The 18906-nt window shown below is 58.9% G+C and carries 15 protein-coding genes and 1 pseudogene; 13 read left to right on the top strand and 3 right to left on the bottom strand.

Annotated elements, in window-relative coordinates; translation table 11 throughout:
* Positions 1-41: 41 nt before the first annotated feature.
* The 10 genes from RN01_RS32540 to RN01_RS21340 all read left to right on the top strand — a co-directional run bounded on the left by RN01_RS32540 (position 42) and on the right by RN01_RS21340 (position 11597).
* Positions 42-860, top strand: coding sequence for a hypothetical protein (locus tag RN01_RS32540; RefSeq protein WP_051705374.1), 819 nt, complete (start codon positions 42-44; stop codon positions 858-860).
* A gap of 153 nt (positions 861-1013) precedes the next feature.
* Positions 1014-1673: a DUF4433 domain-containing protein gene (locus RN01_RS21380; protein WP_008648285.1), complete on the top strand. Its 660-nt coding sequence runs from the start codon at positions 1014-1016 to the stop codon at positions 1671-1673.
* Positions 1674-1688: 15 nt separating this feature from the next.
* Positions 1689-2744, top strand: coding sequence for a macro domain-containing protein (locus RN01_RS21375; RefSeq protein ID WP_008648283.1), 1056 nt, complete (start codon positions 1689-1691; stop codon positions 2742-2744).
* Between the two features lie 176 nt (positions 2745-2920).
* Positions 2921-3679 (top strand): hypothetical protein, encoded by a 759-nt coding sequence (locus tag RN01_RS21370; protein ID WP_152415027.1) that lies wholly within the window; start codon positions 2921-2923, stop codon positions 3677-3679.
* A 259-nt stretch (positions 3680-3938) separates the two neighbouring features.
* Positions 3939-5441, top strand: coding sequence for a hypothetical protein (locus RN01_RS32535; RefSeq protein WP_008648279.1), 1503 nt, complete (start codon positions 3939-3941; stop codon positions 5439-5441).
* Positions 5442-5729: 288 nt separating this feature from the next.
* The gene (locus tag RN01_RS21360) at positions 5730-7724 is read left to right on the top strand and encodes a P-loop NTPase fold protein (RefSeq protein ID WP_231582289.1); all 1995 of its coding nucleotides are present in this window, start codon (positions 5730-5732) and stop codon (positions 7722-7724) included.
* Positions 7724-8593 carry a Qat anti-phage system associated protein QatB gene (qatB, locus tag RN01_RS21355; RefSeq protein ID WP_008648274.1) on the top strand — a complete coding sequence of 290 codons (870 nt, stop codon included), beginning with the start codon at positions 7724-7726 and terminating at the stop codon, positions 8591-8593. Before RN01_RS21360 ends, qatB begins: the two co-directional genes overlap by 1 nt.
* Before the next feature lie 116 nt (positions 8594-8709).
* Complete coding sequence (qatC, locus tag RN01_RS21350; protein ID WP_008648272.1) at positions 8710-9849, top strand: Qat anti-phage system QueC-like protein QatC; 1140 nt, start codon at positions 8710-8712, stop codon at positions 9847-9849.
* Entirely contained in the window at positions 9849-10622 is a 774-nt protein-coding gene (qatD, locus tag RN01_RS21345) for a Qat anti-phage system TatD family nuclease QatD (protein ID WP_008648270.1), read from the top strand. Before qatC ends, qatD begins: the two co-directional genes overlap by 1 nt.
* Before the next feature lie 78 nt (positions 10623-10700).
* Entirely contained in the window at positions 10701-11597 is an 897-nt protein-coding gene (locus RN01_RS21340; RefSeq protein ID WP_008648268.1) for a hypothetical protein, read from the top strand.
* Positions 11598-12140: 543 nt separating this feature from the next.
* Here RN01_RS21340 and RN01_RS21335 read toward each other — a convergent pair.
* Positions 12141-12788 (bottom strand): annotated as a pseudogene (locus tag RN01_RS21335) (phage integrase family protein); the annotation flags it as partial.
* 261 nt (positions 12789-13049) lie between these two features.
* Here RN01_RS21335 and RN01_RS21330 point away from each other — a divergent pair.
* The gene (locus RN01_RS21330) at positions 13050-13535 is read left to right on the top strand and encodes a hypothetical protein (RefSeq protein WP_152415026.1); all 486 of its coding nucleotides are present in this window, start codon (positions 13050-13052) and stop codon (positions 13533-13535) included.
* Positions 13536-13655: 120 nt separating this feature from the next.
* On the opposite strand, the gene RN01_RS21325 is transcribed toward RN01_RS21330, so the two are convergent.
* Complete coding sequence (locus RN01_RS21325; protein WP_008648262.1) at positions 13656-14921, bottom strand: hypothetical protein; 1266 nt, start codon at positions 14919-14921, stop codon at positions 13656-13658.
* A 286-nt stretch (positions 14922-15207) separates the two neighbouring features.
* Here RN01_RS21325 and RN01_RS21320 point away from each other — a divergent pair, with 286 nt between their 5' ends.
* Entirely contained in the window at positions 15208-17601 is a 2394-nt protein-coding gene (locus RN01_RS21320) for a heavy metal translocating P-type ATPase (RefSeq protein WP_029309052.1), read from the top strand.
* Positions 17602-17707: 106 nt separating this feature from the next.
* Positions 17708-18205: a plastocyanin/azurin family copper-binding protein gene (locus RN01_RS21315; protein ID WP_008648258.1), complete on the top strand. Its 498-nt coding sequence runs from the start codon at positions 17708-17710 to the stop codon at positions 18203-18205.
* 58 nt (positions 18206-18263) lie between these two features.
* Here the strand turns inward: RN01_RS21315 and RN01_RS33220 are convergent, their stop codons facing one another.
* The gene (locus RN01_RS33220; RefSeq protein ID WP_082019918.1) at positions 18264-18836 is read right to left on the bottom strand and encodes a DUF3141 domain-containing protein; all 573 of its coding nucleotides are present in this window, start codon (positions 18834-18836) and stop codon (positions 18264-18266) included.
* Between the last annotated feature and the right edge of the window lie 70 nt (positions 18837-18906).

Raw genomic sequence — 18906 nt, 5'->3', positions numbered from 1 at the left:
AAAAAAGGGTAGACTATCAGCGTTACTTTGATAGTTCACCGATGCCCCGCACGCCCACCGCCTTTGCCGACGCCGAACTGCTCGCCATCACCCGCGCGCTGCAGGCGCTCGACGTCGCCCACGCCGACAACCGCACCTTCCTGCGCCGCGCCTTCGACGCGATCGATCGGATCACCGGGCGCACGTTCGGGGCGTCGGTCTATCGGCGCCTGCTGGCCGCCGCGGGCGTCGCCCGCGCACCCAGCGGCCAGACCGTGGCGGCGGTGATCGCCGAACGCAAGGCCGCGCCGACCGCGGCGGCCGAAGCGGAGCGGGGGGGCTTGCTGGACGACGGCCTGCGGGCGTTCCTGCACAAGGAGATCCGGGTCGCCCTGGACGAGACCGGCGCGGCCGCGCCACGCGGGCCCGCCGCTTTGCCGGCTGCGACAATGGCGCAACCGGCCGCGGCGGTAGGGGAGGGCAGTGGGCTGGCGGCACTGCTGACCCAGCGCGTGGCCACGCTCGAGGCAGAAAACCGGGAACTGCGGGAGCGCGCGGCCGCGGCGGAAGCGGCCAGCCGGGCGGCGCAGGCCGAGGCCAAGGTCCTGCAGGCGGCGCTGGCCACCGAGCGGGCAGGCTTCGCGGAGAAGGAGGCCGGCGTGCTGGCGGCGCTGACGGCGGCGACCGAGGAACTGGCGCGCATGGGCGAGCGTCAGGCGGCGGCCGACCGGCGGCGGGCGCTGGAGACGGACAACGTGCGGCAAGCCTACCGGGCCGAGCGCGACGCGCTGGCCGGGCGGGTGGCATTCCTGGAGGAAGAACTCAAAACCGCACGGACGGCCACCGACGCTTATCGTCAGGTGGCGCGGAATAGAGCGTAGGCGCTCATGCACATTGCGACGCAGGTAGAAAGTGCTGATCGGGCGACAAATGCCGCCCCGCAACCGGCAGGTTCGTTGGGCGCCGCTGGTAGAATCACCGGCATTCCAACGGGCCCGGAGTAGGGCAGACGGCCCCCCGCATCTCACCTGCTTATGACCGTTCCTGCGCAGCCCAAGATCTATCACATCGTGCACCTCGACAAGCTGCCGGCAATTATTGCCAGTTCAGGATTGCTCTGCGATGCCGTGATGGCCCAAGCCGCCCCTCAGGGCACGGTTATCGGGATGACCTCGATCAAACAGCGTCGTCTCAGCGAGCTCACCTTGACTTGCCACCCGGGGTTGTATGTTGGGCAGTGTGTGCCGTTCTACTTCTGTCCGCGCTCGATCATGCTGTATCTGATCTACCAGGCCAACCACCCTGAACTGACGTATCGCGGGGGGCAGGGACCGATCGTGCATCTGGAGGCCGACCTCCATGCCACGGTGGCGTGGGCGCAGCAGCAAGGATTGCGATGGGCATTCACGCTGTCCAATGCCGGCGCCCGGTACTTCGAAGATCGTGCGGATCTAGGGCGATTGGGGGATTTGAACTGGCAAGCCATTGGGACAAATCGCTGGAGCGGGGCGGGCATTGATGCTTCCATGAAAGAAGGCAAACAGGCTGAATTCCTGATCGAGCGTGGGTTCCCTTGGGGGCTTGTCGAACGTATCGGCGTGCAATCGGCGCAGACATATCAGCAGGTCATGAATGCACTGCCTGCAAACGGGCATCGGCCGCCAGTCGAAGTTCGACCCGAGTGGTACTACTGAGCGAGGCAACGAACCATGATTGAATACACCTCAGGCAATATCCTCCATGCGGATGCCGAAGCGCTCGTCAATACCGTGAACTGTGTCGGTGTAATGGGGCGCGGCATTGCATTGCAATTTAAGAATGCCTACCCCGCCAACTTCAAGTTGTACGCGGAGGCCTGTCGCCATGACGAAGTGCAGCCCGGCCGCATGCACGTTTTCTCGACCGGGCAGCTTGCCAATCCCCGCTTCATCATCAACTTTCCGACCAAGCGGCATTGGAAAGGAAAAAGCCGGATTGAAGACATTGAGGCGGGGCTGAAGGATCTCGTTCGCGTGATCCAGGACAAGGGGATCCAATCGATTGCGATTCCACCGCTGGGCAGCGGCCTGGGCGGCCTCGATTGGGAGGAGGTGCGTCCCATGATCGCCGCCGCAATGGCAGCGTTACCGGATGTGCTGACGCTGGTGTACGAACCGAAGGGCGCTCCGGAATCGGACAAGATGTCGCATACGCGGGAGGTGCCCCAGATGACGGCGGGACGTGCCGCGCTGGTCGAACTCATCTCGCGCTATCTCGCCGGGTTGCTCGATCCGGCTGTGTCGCTGCTGGAAGTGCACAAGCTGATGTATTTCATGCAGGAGGCCGGCCAACCGCTGCGCCTGCAATTCAGGCAAGCCCACTACGGTCCATACGCCGAGAACCTGCGCCATGTCCTCAAACAGATTGAGGGGCACCTTGTGAGCGGCTACGCAGATGGTGGTGATGCGCCGGACAAACAATTGGAACTGGTGCCGGGAGCCGTGGACGAAGCCAATCGCTTTTTGTCCGATCATCCGGAAACGCGAGAGCGGTTCGACAGGGTGTCGGATCTTGTTGCCGGTTTCGAGTCCGCTTTCGGTATGGAACTGCTGTCTACGGTGCATTGGGTGGCCAAGCAGCGGCCCGAGGCTTCGTTGTCCGAGGTCGCGGATGCGGTCTACGGCTGGAACGATAGGAAGCGGCAGTTCACGACTCGGCAAATTTCCCTGGCGTTCGATGTGCTGCGTGATCGCGGCTGGATCGGCGGACAGGTGGCGGCGCACTAACCATTACAACTCCTGAGGTACATGCCGGGCAATCAGTCGACGGAAAGGAAATGCCCAATCAGCTCATCGTTCTGGATCAAAACAGGCTTCGCGAATCCCGCGCTCCTGAGGTTGTGGAACTGCTGCGGTAGTCACCCGCGACACACTTTGTATTGCCGGACACGGCCTTCATCGAGATGACGAAGAATCCAGATGCCCGCGAGGCCACATTGGTCGAGTCGCTCAGGATGATCGCACCTCATTCCAGCCGGGTTCATATTGGAAGATCGATTCCTGAAAGCCTCGGGATGGAACTCAAGACAGGTCGCTCCATCGCAGGAAACATGCTGTTGCGCGACGCTCGGCATGTAACGCGCCGCATGCTGGCAGCCATCGCAGCCGGTTCGGCGCGCGAGGATCTTCTCCTACGTCGCATTGTTGAGGACAAGGATGAGCATCAAGTCGACATTGCAAAGGATTTCTACGTCCATGCCGAGAACAAGGATCGCGTCGCGGGCTTGATTGAGGAACTGAAGGAGCAATCGCTGACGGCCGCCGATGTGAAGGCGTTGCGTGCCGGCCGCATGGACCGTGATGCGAGGCTCGAGCTTATCCATACGGTGATACCGAATCGACTCGGTATCACGCTCGCAGAGCGCGAAGGATATAGTCCTGGTGCTGTTTGGAGTCTCCTTCGACAGAAGCCGATGGTCCTGCGGCACCAGTACTACATGATGTGGCTTTGCATGGACTGGATCCGCAACGGCGGCTATGAGAATGTCGATCCTCAGAAGATCTCGAACGACTTGATCGATCGCGATTACATTCTCACCGCAAGTAGTTTTCACGGGCTTGTCTCCGGGGAAGGCCGCGTCAACGAGGCGTACCAGGACATCATGTCCCAGCTTGCAAAGCCGCCTCGACGGCTCGGGCTCACAGCTTTCGCGCTGGAATGACCCTGGTTGTCCGGTGACACATTGCTTCGCAACCCGCAAAGCCTTGTCCAGCAAGGAACTGAGGATTCACGGAAGCAACTGGGTCGCCGATTGACACTTTTACTGCCCCAAAATTGACAGATTTAGTTCGATCTACGACGAGATTCGCCGGATTCATGGGCTACCAAACTACGCATAGTGCGGCGATGCCGATTCGTCGCGACAACGCTTCGTACCGCAAAGCTAATGAAGCAGATGGGATGGGACCAATCGGCCAGCCATGATTAACGTCTACGATAAGTACAAACCGCTCCGAAACGCTCTTCGAACGCTGGAAATAGAGTCCGTGCTGCAGCTTGTCCGGCGCAAACACGGCGAAGTTGACAGCTCCGGCCGGGCAGCAATTCAGGATCGCTGGGGCAGTGCGATTGGCATCGTTTTCAACTGGGAGCTTCACCTGCTTGCTCGGGAAGCAATGCTGCACGCTGGTCGGGACCCGTGGTTGAGGCGAGCGGACAGAGGCGACCTAATTCCCTTGGTGAACCACATCAGGCGTATCACCGAGGAGATATCGAAGAGGGCCATCGACTCGGGGGAGCGGGCAATGAAGTCTCTTCATACCTTAATGCACCAGCAAGCACGATGGCAGAACCCCAGGGACTGGGATCGCCTGTATCGCGCACACAGGGTATATGGTAGTCAACTCGTCCGGGACATGTTTGAGGCGATAGTGGGAACTAGTCTTCCCTCAATGATCACGATGGCTTTTGCCACGGCAGGCCAAGCCGCGCGCGTTGGTGTTGTGGATGCCGCTGCTGATTATTCGGGCGTCGGTGTGACACAAGACGAACGGGACGCATATTTCGCGATGGTTGGAGCTAGCTATTCAGAGGCCCGCGAAGCACTCTCGGCTGCTCAGCGATACGATGAAGGCTGGTCCCACACTTGGAACTATCTTGAAGCGAAGCCACTGGTTTGTCTTTGGGACGATCGGCCGAAGCAATTTCTCTGTCCCATTCCCGAGCTCGTGTTAAGGCGCGTAACGGAGGGCTTATTCTACGACCTTGCCAAGAGTGGAGCCAAGTACGGGAACGCCTACGGCCTTGCGTTTCAAGACTACGTCGGAGACGTGCTCACAGTTCAGTTCAAGCGCTCTTCCCAGAAAGTCATGGCAGAAGAGGAGTATCGCGTCAAAAGGGATCGTAAGGACGGGGTCGACTGGATTGTGAGTGACGCGACAGGGCACCTAATGATCGAGTGTAAGACACGCCGAATGAGGCTGGACGCCAAAATCACGCCGGATAGCGAACACCTCACGGAAACCTTGAGCGATTTAGCTGATTCAATCGTCCAACACTACAGGAACGTGCATGACGCCTTGGAGTGTAAGACGGCCTGGAAACCGGATGGGCTGCCAGTGTATCCAATTCTGGTTACCTACGAGGACTGGTACCTGTTCGCGCCGCATGTTGTCGAGTACCTCGACACACTGGTGCTGAGAAAGCTGACGGCGCGAGGGCTGCAGGGATTGTTGGAGGAGTCCCCATATACGGTTACGTCAATTGCCGAGTTCGAGAAAGCGGGTCAGGCCATTGCACACGTTGGCGTCGGTCCCTATTTCGCCGAACGAGTGAAGAGGCCGCACAGGCACTTCGGGCTCAGTGCATTCGCCGACGAAGCGTTTCCCGAAATAGTGATTCCGTACGATCGACTCTTTCCAAACAATGATCAGGAGATGCTGAGCCATCTCAGACCTCTCATGGCGTTGCCCAGTGAGATTTAGCGACCGCGGAACTGGCGCGCATGGGCGAGCGCCAGGCCGCCGCCGACCGCTGACGCGCGCTGGAGACCGACAATGTCCGGCAAGCGTATCGAGCAGGGCGCGACGCGCTGGCGGGGCGGGTGAGTTTTCTGGAGGAAGAACTGAAGCGTGCCCGCGCGGCGACGGATGCGTACCGCCAAGCGCGGGGCAGATGAATAGCCAGGGGCTCTGGGGCGCAGCCTTCCAGGCACTCCTTTAGCGGGAGTTTCATTTCGGGCAGGACGGGGCACAATTCCGACCAACGAGCCCATGTCAAACCTGCCGCTGGGGCGAACGCCTAAATTGCACTTCCGTGATCTCCGAAAAAGCGGTGTGGCATTAACAGACCGGGGCGACAGAAAAACGATCAGACGAGGGGCATATCAATGCTGGGCAGCGATGTGGCATGACAACGAGACGACGGTCGATTACGTCAACTTCAAGCTGGTGGCGAAGGTCTGCGCGGACTTGATCAAGGATTCGGATGGTCAGCCGATCTCCATCGGCGTTTCGGGCGGGTGGGGGACTGGGAAATCCTCGCTTGTCCGAATGATCGAAACCGAGTTGGTGCCGAAGAGTTCGACCGCATCGGGCCAAGGCGGGCGGGAGCCGTACGTCGTGGTGACGTTCAATCCGTGGCTGTATCAGGGATTCGAGGACGCCCGTACAGCGTTACTGCAGACGGTCGGCGACGCAGTACTGAAACAGGCCGAGGGCTCTCAGACGCTGACTGATAAAGCCATAGCGTTCGTCAAACGGATCAACCTGTTGCGCTTGGCCCAACTCGGGGGCGAGGTGGCTGCGACAGTAGTCACAGGCGTGCCCGTCGGACTTCTGAGCAAGGCCTTTGACCTCGGCCTGAGTGCCCTGCAAAAGGGTTCCCCCTCAGAAGTGATTGACGCAGTCAAAGGCGTGCCGGAAGCGACCAAAGGCCTGATCGACGAGGCGAAGCCCCGCTCGCTGCCCAAGGAAATCCAAGGGTTCAGGGATGACCTGGAGGAGTTGCTCAGTGAGCTGGGTGTGACCCTCGTGGTGTTCGTGGATGATCTGGACCGTTGTTTGCCCAAAACCGCGATCGCGACCCTGGAAGCCATCCGGCTGCTGCTGTTCCTGAAGGGCAGCGCTTTTGTGGTGGCCGCCGATGACGTCTTTATTCGAGGTGCGGTGCGCGTGCACTTCACCGGAACTGGCTTGGCGGACGACGTCGTTACCAACTACTTCGACAAGCTTATCCAGGTCCCGCTGCGCGTGCCGCGCCTGGGTCCGAACGAAACGAAGGCCTATGCAGCGTTGCTGTTCCTTGAACGGGCTCATCGCGGGGGCACTATCGACGACGTACAATTCGAAATCGCGAAAAAGCGGGTGGAGGAGCGCCTTCGGGAAACCTGGAAGGGCAAGCGAGTGGACCTCAGCTTCTTGGAAAGCCTTGCTCCGCAAGCGGACGCCGAATTGCAGTCGCTTATGGGACTTGCCGAACGGCTGTCGCCCTTGCTATTTTCCTCGAGCGCGGTGCAATCGAACCCTCGTTTGGTCAAGCGATTTCTTAACACCGTCTTTCTTCGTCAGGCAATGGCCAAACCACAGGGAATCGAAGTGGACCTGCCCGTGTTGGCGAAGTGGCATCTTCTTGAGCGTTGCGATGAAACGCTCGCCAACGCGCTGGCTGAAATGGTTTCCGCGGATAGCGATGGGAAGGTGGGGGCCATTGCGCAAGCGGAAGAACTGGCAAAGGACGTCGAGCGCGCGCTTCCCGAGGTATTTGGTGACAAGCCATTTGCTCGCGAGTGGCTATTGCTGCAGCCCGCGCTGGGAGACATGGACCTGCGACCGGTGGTGCATTTAAGCCGGGACAGCACCGTACGCGACTTTGGACACGATGAGTTGACCAGCGAAGGTAAGGTACTTCAGGAAGCGCTGGCGGCTGCTCGTGTCACGAGCAAACAACTCACCGCAGATATACAAGCCGCCGGCGAAACGCAAGCCGTTCTCGCTATGACTCGCGCGTGGGAAGCCCGTCGCGCCTCCCGCGACTGGACCAAATCTGAGGAAGTGTTGATGTTGACGGCGGTCTGCGAGGTCTACCCGGCTGCCGGGGCGCGCGCCGCCGCGCTGCTTGTGGAAGCTCCCACCGCGCAAATCAGTCCTGGTCTGGTCCAGCGCGTCGTGAGTGCGCCTTGGGCGAGCGACGTGGTAAGCGGCTGGGCGACGGACAGCCAGGCGAGCGAACCGGTAAAACGCGCGATACGCGCGGCACGGAAAAACTGATGGGCACTTCAACTTCTAGCGCTGGCGCGCCGAGCGGCAGCCCATTCGACCCGCCTTGGCTCGAAGACGTCGAACAAGGCATTGATACGTCGCAATCTGACGCGTCACTGGCGCCCGTACCGCCCCAACCTGATGATGATGCCCAGAATGCCGAAGACAACGGCGCGGAGGCAGAGGTTGTGCAACCGGCTGGCAGTCATGTCGCGCCGCGCGGACGATATGGCGAAGCTCGGCGCGCGCTGTCTTCATTTGTGACCAGCGGCGGCAGCGCTGACCTGCGAAGAGGAATCAACCGTCTGGTGAACAAGGGCATGGGAGGATCGAAACGGGCCGCCTCACGCATGCAGGCTACGGTGACGGCAGCGGCGGCCCTGGGTGGCCTTCTGTCGGCGGCACGTACGGGAGGGGACCCGGGCATTGACGCCTGGGTGGCGTCGATTCAGCAACGGGGCCTGTCCGCAGCGGACATTGCCCTCGAAGTGGCGGAGCGACTGCTCCCCGTCGGCGGCAGTATTGATGAGGAATCCGCGAAGCACGCAATGGATCAGGCCATCATTAAGCTCTACGACACAGATCCCAACGTCGACATTTTCAATCTAACGGACGATCAGATTGCAGATGTGATGACGTACACGATCGCCAATGATGTGTACAACCGGATTCAGCTGGAGTTGGGACGGGTTTTCGAGAAGCTCAAGTACTCGGCAAAGCTGGTTCATGAGCGACTGGGGCAAGTGCTCGACTACGTGACAGGCGTGGTGGCCGAGGCGATGAAGGGTGCGCGGGGAGATCAGAGACCGCGGTCGATGCGCGAAGTCTCTGCGAAGGCCATGGCGGATGCAATGTTCGTATTTGGGACGGCAGAATGAAAGTCATTTGTACGAGCTTCGAGGCGCGCCCGCGCACTGTCCCGGCTGGGAGTCGCGTATTCACATACTTCCAGGGATCCGATATCGCGGGGAGTGATCGAATTGCGAACGGTTGGATGCCGGAACTCGAGCGGGAGGGGTATGCGCCCTCAACGCCGATCTGGGATTTTGTCTTGTTCGGATTCGCCGTCTGCGCGGCCGACATCGCAGTGCCTCGCAATACCAGCCCCGATGGTTGGACTCGCCAGATCGAGCTTTCAGTCACGCTCCTCGATCCGGATCGGTGGAACGCCCAGCGGCCCCTGATTGAGGGGATGTTGCGCATCCTTACTGGAGATTTTTGGTCGGTTAGCTTCTTGCCAGATGGTCCCGAGGCGCCGCAGGCTCAACGGAGTATTTGCGACCGGGACTGCGTTGCCTTGCTCTCGGGTGGCCTGGACAGTCTAATTGGTGGCATAGACGCCATCGCCAACAAACGCCGTCCGATCTTCGTATCGCAGCTTGCCTATGAAGACTCCGAGCGTCAGCGAACCTACGCGGCCGCGCTGGGAGGCGCTGCGTGGCACCAGCAGTGGAGTCATCGCATCGATCCCATCGCGCCGCGCGAGCCGTCAACCCGCGCACGGTCGATGGGGTTTTACGCACTTGCCGTGCTGGCCACTTCGCTACTGACCACACCCGCACCCGCAGAGATTCTGGTTCCGGAAAACGGATTTATTAGCGTCAACCCACCGCTGTTGCCGGGACGTATGGCAAGTCTCAGCACGCGGACAACGCACCCGCTATTCATGGAGCAACTGCAATTGCTGCTAAACGCGGTGGGGGTTCCGGCCGTTCTGTCAATGCCGTATCGCTTCAAAACGAAAGGCGAGATGATGCGGGAGTGCCTCGACCAAACGCTGCTCGCGCGCTTCGCGTCGGACTCCACAAGCTGCGGGCGCTTCCGCACCTACAATCGGACGCACTGTGGACGCTGCGTCCCCTGCATGGTTCGACGCGCGGCATTCTTGCGTTGGGGCCGGCCTGACGGTACGCCATACAAATTTGCGAACCTTCAGCAGTCGGAGAAGTCCGCGGCCGATGACCCGATGGCGGTTGCGTGCGCTGTTCTCGCAACGGAAAGAAACGGGATTGACGCATTTCTTGGCGCGACCCTGTCTTTTGCCGGTCAAGGCGACAGGGCCAACTATCGCGACGTTGCCGGACGTGCATTGTCCGAACTTGCCGCGTTGCTGAAGCAAGACGGCGTTCTCTGATGGACTTCCACTGTCACATCGATCTCTATCCTTCTGCGTTGGAGGTCTATGCGGAGGCTGCCCGTCGATGTGAATTCGTCTGGTTGGTCACCACCAGCCCTAAGGCCTTCATCGCCTCATCTCGCGTACTGCCGCCCGTCCCAACCATCTTCATCTCGCCCGGCCTGCATCCCGAAATCGCACACCAGCGCCACGGTGAACTATCCATGCTACTTCAGCAGTTGCAGGGCGTGTCAGCCGTCGGCGAAATCGGACTGGATGGCTCCCCGCGATATCGGGAGCACTTTTCGGTCCAACAGGATGTCTTCGAGAAAACGGTGGCTCGCTGTAGCGAGCTAGGGGGAAGAGTCCTAAGTATCCATTCGAGGAACGCAGCAAAAGAGGTGCTCGACACGCTCGAGCGGCATCCATCCTACGGTACTGCGGTTTTGCACTGGTATAGCGATTCACTCCATCAATTGAGGCGTGCAATAGAGCTGGGCTGCTGGTTTAGCGTGGGGCCAGCCATGCTACGCACTGCAAACGGCAGGCGCATCGCGGCGTCGTTGCCTGTAGCGCGCGTTGTGACGGAAAGCGACGGGCCGTTTGCGAAGGTGCAGGGGCAGGCCCTCATGCCGTGGCAGGCAAGTGATGTAGCGAGTCAGTTGGCTTGTGCATGGAATATGCAAGACGCTGATGTGCGCGAAATGCTGCCTGAAAATGGCCGCAGCCTGCGGAATCATATCGAAGGCCGGTCACCAGGACTGTTGCCGAGATATGGCAAAACTGACTGAGACGCCGCCACATGGGCGAGCCCTGGCACCCCAATTCGCGACGTGGGATTCGGTATGCGTCCTATACGGAGAAGAATAATGAAGTTTCCCGAGCCACTATCTGGGGAAAATCTGGATAGTTTTCTTAAGATCATATCTGCCCTGACGAAGGTTGGCATCCTCATAGGTGGAATTTGCGTGGCGCTATATTCCATGAGGATTGGACATTTTCCTCAAGACCTGACGATCGGTGATGGCGTGCTACTAATATTCATCGCGGCGTCGTTTGGATTTATATATCTTTTCTATATTTATAGCTTAATATCGTTGGGAATAGCGTGCTCCCCTGTTATTTTGCCTATTTTTAACAGCGCGATGAAGGCTGTCAACAGGCATCGAACAAGGCCCATCGCGCCGCAATTTGAATGGGTGAAGTTCAATTTTGGTAGCGTGCTTTGCGCGCTGCTGGCGATTGTGCTAATCGCCGCCCTAGGGCGAAAAGACGCCTTCGCGTACTGGAGTCTTCCGCTGCTCTCCCTAATATTGTATATGCTCTACTCGGCGTTCTTGTCTGCCGGGAAAAAGCTAAAAAGTATTGACGAAATTCATAGGTCGCAGGTTCACACCGACCAAAAAGATAACGTCGGCGCTCTAGGGGATCCCTCGCATATCAGACGAACGCAGATGGGGATACTCGCATTTATCCTGTTTGCACCGCTTTTCTATGGCGGTGTATCCGGACAGCTCCTGGAAATTGGTATGAGTATGGCTAATATCAGGAAGGATCACGCGACGGTCTACGTGAAATCTCCCTATGCCTTTCTGTTGCCGGAGCAAAATGTGTCGGACTTATCTCCGAAATTGCCAGATTACAAGCGATTCGATAATGTCAGCGTGCTTTTCCATGGATTAGGCAAAAGAACTGTCGTTTCATTTGATGCCGGTGGACGCCGGAAAAATCTTACGGTTCCGGACGACTACATAATCCTCGACTAAACGCCTTCTGCCGAATCGGTTGTATGAACGAGAAAGATCGACTCAGTGCCGCATATCCGCATCTTGATAATGCAGAGGGTTTTTTGTTTAGCGGTCGCGGCCTCAGATGCATGAGTCGAACCGGTGAGATTGCTCCGCGAGCGGTAAATAAAAAATCGTTTGTGCTAAACCGCTCCACAGGCGTTCGTTTCTATGGGCATTGAATGAACGGCGCGGTAATTCGCGACACCCGGCGCGTGGCCATCGCACGCCGGAAGCGGGCAGTCTGACAGAGCCAGTCGCGCAAAGCCAGCGGGAATACGAGGGTCAGCGGGCAGATAGCGCACAGTTTCGCGGCATTGTGATGGTGCGAGAACGGCAAAGCACGAGTCGGTTCGCGTTGGCCGCATGGAGAAGACCAACGTGCTGGGGCCTGGTGCTGATGCCGGTCAGTGTCCATGACTGGGATCAGGTGGAGCCCGTGGGAGGATGCCAGGCACACCGCCTTCGATGCGGACCATGCGGCCCTTAGCGCAGACGGGGCAATCGCGCAGTGACGTGCCGGTCATTGTCCACGCCCAGAATGCAGCTCGCCGTCGGCGCGCGGAAGGCGCCGGCCGAGCCGTCAACCTTATGGGGCAACTGAAGTTGTTCCCAAGGCATGACCATGGACGGTGACTCCGCGATGATCAAGGCACGCGCCCGCTCGGTCAGCGCCGGGTGCCGGGCGAAGAAGGCTTCGATCTGGTGCCCGCTGGCGGGGCCGAGCCTCGGGATGGCGGTCCACCATTGCCGGCGGCGCGGGATGCGCACCGTGAGATCTGCGAGGGTGCGGATACCGGCCGCATACAAGGCTCGGACGGCGCGCGCCGGCAGCCACCGCGCGATATCGTCGCTGATCTGCGGCGTCGGGACCGGCATCGCGCGCAGCAGCTCGAGGGCTTGCGTGACTGCCCTGGCATGACGGGTGCGAAGGCTCGCGGGACACTGGAACAGCGCGGCCAGGTCGGGGCGTTCCCGGTGGAGGGAAAACGTGGCCAACTGCCGGCGCACCTGGCCGATGACGCCGCGGGCCGAATGGCCAGGACCGAGCCGATCGCGCAGGTAGCGCTCGGCCGCCTGCCGCGACGAGGCGCCTTCATACCAGGCGCGCAGGGCCGCAAGGGCCGCGGTGTCCGGGAAGCCTTCCGGCGTGGGCGGGTGACGGGGCATTTCGACGAAAGCGAGTTCCGTACCGAAATGATAGTACAGGGATAATCAGGCTTATCTCTGCAGCTACGCTGTGTGTGTGCCACGCTATAGTCGGATCGGGCTTGCTCCCATTTTGCGGACCTTGAAACAGCAGATAGTTACGGCGGCCTCTCAGTTGAAATGACAAGACTGATCCTTATCAAGGCGCCCTCAACATCTGCGGCCTAGACTGGCAAATGCGCACTATTGCGCATCCTGAACACTCAGCAAAGGGACGACATCATGCACAAGAATCGGCTGGCCCCCATTGTCGTGGCGCTTTCTACACTCGCCTGGACGCCGCTAGCGTTTTCAGCAGGCCCACAGCAAGGCGGTGCGGAACACGACCACAGCCACGGTCAGGCAGCAGCCGCAACAGCGCAAAATTTGAAGAACGGGCAAAGGGATGCAGCCGTGGACACCCAAATTGCACATCTGCGGGCCTTGCACGAGCGACTTTCGAGAGCCAAGACGCCAGAGGAACGTCAGGCGCTGATGGCAGAGCAAGTCAAGGTTATGCAAGAGAGCATGGCGATGTTGCGGACCATGCACGCGGCTCAGATGAAAGGCGGAATGCAGGGTGGCATGGGCATGGGCCACGGAGACATGTCTGAGCACATGGGCATGCACCACGACATGATGGTCCAACACATGGAATTGATGCAGGAGATGATGCAGACGATGGTGGACCACATGGGGATGACCAGCGGCGGCATGATGAGTCGATAGTAACCCCGCTCAGACGATGCCTGACCCTCTCACAGTGGGAGGGTCAAGTGGTATTTTGATTGCCGATAGAAGTTTAGTGTTGCGAACGATTCCTATTTGAACCGCAGGCCTTATGGCCGCTCAGAGGGTCTTGGCAATAGCTTCGATTGGTTTGATACCAGCACCAAATCGGGCCATGTTTTCTCTGTGCTCCGTCAGGCTGGTGTAGGGCACGTATCGGATACCGAGCTCGGATACTCGACTAAATGCCGGACGAGAAAGCTGGGCTCTTACATCAGCTTCACGTGCATCCGGTGCGACAAGAAACAGGTGTTTTTTCGCAGATTGGTCCGAGCCTAATGCCAAGTCGAGAAGGCGGACGATACCGGAATAAATGGAAGTCGTATGCTCTACCTCGAACGCCGCTTCGACCTCGAGCGAAGTTGCATTTAGCCAAACAACGTCGATAAGCGGAACCGTGTCGGCTCCGGCCACCAATAGCGATGCGGGGATCGAGGACAAGCAACCATCTCCCAAGGCACCACCGTTAAATGGGCGACTCCGGTCATTGGTCGCCACCCATACTGAAAAGCCCAACGCCTTGCCAAGGTCTCGCAGCCAACCCTGAACTTCGGTGTGTGTCGCGTCTTCAGTCCGGTTTGCTTGAATCTGCCTGGCAAAGGATGCGGCCTCCTCGCGCACTTTGGCGAGGTCCGTCTCCCAAGCTGCCACAGTCGCTGAATCCCCCTCCCTCGGAGGTACCGGATAGCGCGCCATGCCGAGGTCGAACAGCAAACCAGCAATCGCGCCCAGATCATTAGAAAGCAGGTCGCGGTACCTTGCGTTCAGGACGAGAACGCCTTCTCGCATGGCCAGGTAATGGTCCCACTTACCCAGCTTCACGCTCGAGCCCGTTAGCGCATTATAGCCATTGACGATGGCGGTATTGAAGGGCACGACCAGCGTAGGGTGGATAAAGTACAGAAGGTTTGCCGCAGCAGGCCCCAGGCCTTTGATGCCATGCTGACTCAGCTGCTGAATGGCTTGAACCACTTCTTGCTCTGTGTCGCAGCAGTCGCAGGCGTGGAGAAGGTTCGCAAAGGCCCGCTGATTGTCCGCGTTCTCGTAGATGTCAGGAATGCGCAGCTTCGGCTTCCACAAGAAAGCGTGGTCTGCCCCTTTGAACATCTGTCGTTGTTCAGCAATGGAGGAAACGACCGTTTCCAGTGAGGAGCCGCGATAAGCATTGCCAAATGTTCCCGCCTGTATCTCGTTGACCACCGCGCCGATGCCACGACGGATTGACCGGAAGTTCTTCAGGCGCTCGGGCCACAGAAACCAACTCTGATACGTCCCGTTCTTATCAACCTTCCATCGTTCGATAAGTGTTCTCGTAAGGTCTGTCATGGAAGCTCGTGTCTAGAATCCAGAAAATGTAGTACCACGAATTCTCAAGGCGTTGCGAGTGGGATTTCCACCCACTCTGGGGGTTGACCTTCCCCGTATTGGAAGGTGCAGCATATGACTTCAATCAAGGCAAGTGCAGATCGCGAAGCCGAAAGGCCAGAGAGACTAAAGCGTATAGTGGTTCATCAGTACGATGTCATTTCTACATATTGTTGTATGAAAATGAGTCACGCGTGGCCGGCCGACGACCACATCGAATGCTCACATAGAACGGAGTGTGCGTTGAATGAACAGAAATAGCCCCCCACTGGCTCAAAAGCATGAGCCCACTCGTCCCGAAAGCCACTCGCACGAAAATGGTCATGTACATGACCATCATCATGGTGACCCTCATGACGGTGGTGGGACGGAGAAGGACCCAGTATGTGGCATGAAGGTCAGTAGCGACAGCCGCTTCAAGGCCGAGTACCACGGGACGACCTACCATTTCTGCAGCGAGAACTGCGAGACGAAATTCACGGCTGCGCCGCAGAAGTACACAATTCCGGTCATCGACGAGACTCCACCATCGACCCCAGAGGGCACAATCTACACGTGCCCGATGCATCCGGAAATCCGGCAGGACCACCCTGGAAACTGCCCGAAGTGCGGCATGACTCTGGAGCCCATCATTCCAGAGCTGAACGAGGAGGAAAATCCTGAACTCACTGACCTCAGCCGACGCTTCTGGTGGACACTGCCACTGACGGCTGTCGTGTTCGTCCTCGCAATGTTTGGGCACCGCCTCGGTTGGATGGAAGCGTCTGCCCAGAGCTGGGTCGAGCTGGTCCTTTCCACGCCGGTAGTTCTCTGGTCAGGGTACCCGTTTTTCGAACGCTGCGTTCAGTCCTTCATCCATCGCAGCCCCAATATGTGGACCCTCATCGGTCTTGGTACTGGCGCTGCCTATCTGTACAGCGTCATTGCGACTGTCGCGCCTGGCGTCTTTCCCGAAACGTTCACAGCGCACGGCCGCATTGGCGTCTACTTCGAGGCTGCCGCAGTCATCATTTCGCTGACCTTGATTGGGCAGGTGCTTGAGCTTCGAGCACGGTCCCAAACGTCGGCGGCAATCAAGTCTCTACTTGGTCTGGCCCCAAAAACGGCGCGTCGTATCAATGCAGACGGGAGCGAGGCGGACATCCCATTGAGTCACGTACATGTTGGCGACCGTTTGCGCGTGCGTCCCGGCGAGAAGGTACCGGTCGATGGCATCGTCATCGAGGGTACGAGCTCCCTGGACGAGTCAATGATTACCGGCGAGCCCATCCCGGTAACCAAGCGTGTGGGTGACCGTGTCATCGGGGCCACCATGAATTCCGCTGGCAGCCTGGTCATCGAATCCGAAAAGGTCGGCTCTCAAACAGTCCTGGCGCAGATTGTCCAGATGGTTGCACAAGCCCAACGCTCCAAGGCACCGATGCAGCGGATGGCAGACAAGGTAGCCGGCGTCTTCGTTGTCGCGGTGGTTGCCATTGCCCTGCTGACGTTTTTTGCGTGGGGCATATTTGGGCCGGAGCCAAGCTGGGTCTACGGGCTTATCAATGCGGTGGCAGTCCTTATCATCGCCTGCCCATGTGCGCTCGGGCTCGCGACCCCCATGTCAATCATGGTTGCCAGCGGGAAGGGTGCTTCTTCTGGAGTCTTATTCCGGGACGCCGCTGCCATCGAGAATCTCCGCAAAGTGGATACTCTCATTGTTGACAAGACTGGCACGCTCACTGAAGGTAAGCCGAGCTTCGAACGCAGCATGGGCACCAATGGCTTTTCGGAACAGGAAGTCCTTCGACTTGCCGCTAGTCTCGACCAAGGCAGCGAGCACCCTTTAGCCGCCACGATTGTGGAAGCCGCTCGTCGGCAAGGATTGGTGCTCGATAAGGCGGAGAGCTTTGAATCTAGCACAGGGATTGGCGTGCGGGGCACCGTCGCAGGCAAGAAGCTTGCATTGGGAAACACCGCGCTGATGGAGTCAGAAGGCGTCGCTACGTCGAACCTCCGCGAAGCTGGCGATGCACTTCGCACGCAAGGTGCCAGCGTCATGTACCTGTCCGTGGACGGAACGCTTGCCGGATTGCTGGCAGTGTCTGACCCGGTCAAGGCTACGACACCCGAAGCCTTGCAACAGCTGAAAGACAAAGGTATCCGCGTAGTGATGGCGACAGGCGATGGCGTGATGACTGCAAAGGCCGTTGCCGAGAAGCTGGGGATTGACGAGTTCCACGGTGAAGTGAAGCCCGCAGACAAGCTGGCACTCGTAAGCAAGTTTCAGGCGGAAGGCCGGGTCGTGGCGATGGCGGGTGATGGCATTAATGACGCACCTGCGCTTGCCAAGGCGGATGTCGGGATTGCAATGGGAACCGGGACGGACGTGGCGATGAACAGCGCCCAAGTCACCCTTGTGAAGGGGGACCTCAGAGGTATCGCCCGGGCGCGTCAATTGTCGTCGGCGACTATTGCCAACATGAAGCAGAACTTAGGCTTCGCCTTCGTCTACAACGCCTTGGGCGTACCACTGGCGGCCGGGGTTCTCTACAGCGCTACGGGCCTGCTTCTTTCACCGATGATTGCTGCACTCGCAATGAGCCTGAGTTCCGTCTCCGTAGTTTCTAACGCATTGCGACTTCGAAATACAAAAGTATGATGTACATCGGAATGGGCCCTTATACCTTCTAATATGTGCCCGCGACCGTGCGAGGTCGAGTGAACGCGCCGCATTCTTGCTTGGTGCCTCGCGAAGGAGTAGCTCGATGAAATTCGCAATAATCCACAGATTGGTCGGCTTTCTGGTCGTTCTGGTTTTATCCTGGGGCGCATTGGCTGCTGGCGGCGACGCGGAATGGCAACATAGCCATGGTCACGGTGGTGGAGGCGTGACAGCAATCGGGAAGCCCGGCGACTCAAGCAAGGTCAGTCGCACTGTTACGCTCGAAGTGGGCGATGGTCTGCGCTTCACTCCACCAACGATTACCGTGAAAAGAGGCGAAACAATCCGCTTCATTGTGAAGAACTCTGGCAGCGTGAAGCACGAGATGGTCCTGGGAACCGAAAGCCAGTTGCTGGAGCTCTATCACACGAGGATGCGGGCCCCCGGAAAGGAGCTTGTATCCCCTAGCGGCATCACAGTCGATGCAGGAAAGTCCGGTGAGATTATCTGGGAGTTCACAAAGTTCGGTACAGTCTCCTTCGCCTGCCTGATGCCGGGTCATTATGATGCTGGCGAGAGAGGGACCGTAATCGTCCAATAGCGCCGCGAGCGGCCGCAAAGTAGCATGCCGCGTCGTGGCTGGCTTGGGAGCTCTCCTACTACTGACAGCATTTTTCGGCACACTGCGTCGGATTGTCTCGATGAGCGGGAACGGGCAACCATGGCTGTCCATAGAGCCAGAGGAATGCCATCTCAGCCGTTGCATCGCGGGCCGAACGAGTTGCCTGCAATGCTCCGGTCACCATACCGCTCATAGCTTGCTCAAGAGAGCGCCACATATTGTCTGACGGAGCAACTGCCCGGGCCGACGTGACCTCCTCGGCTATGGCGGATAGCGGAGACAGCCACGGCTGGAACCGCCCCGACCAGGCATAGCAGGTCCAGCGCATGGGATGCGCCCACTTTAGCCACTCCGCTCCCCAAGGAGTCGCGGTCGCACGAACGTATGGACTGACAAGCTGCTCATATAACGTCTCATTGAATTCCGAGACTGCGCGAACGCGCTCAAACTCAGCGCGTGGATACGAGAACTGAATATCCTCGACGCGGCGCGGTTCAAACGTGGCGCGAATCGTCTGCCTGTCTCCGTCTGCTCCTTGGCCGGGTAGCATCATTTCGTATAGCCCGGGTGGCAGTGCCTCAATCGTAAGCGGTCGAGAATCAGCGCCCATCGAGCAGATCAGGACCGCACAGGCAGTCCCATCTTCCACGGCAGCAGGTTTTCATAATCATCGGCGGTCC

This window comes from Cupriavidus sp. SHE (genome assembly GCF_000812445.1).
Lineage (GTDB): Bacteria > Pseudomonadota > Gammaproteobacteria > Burkholderiales > Burkholderiaceae > Cupriavidus > Cupriavidus metallidurans.
Note: the sequence above shows the minus strand (reverse complement) of the source record. Positions and strands in the feature narration are given on the sequence as shown.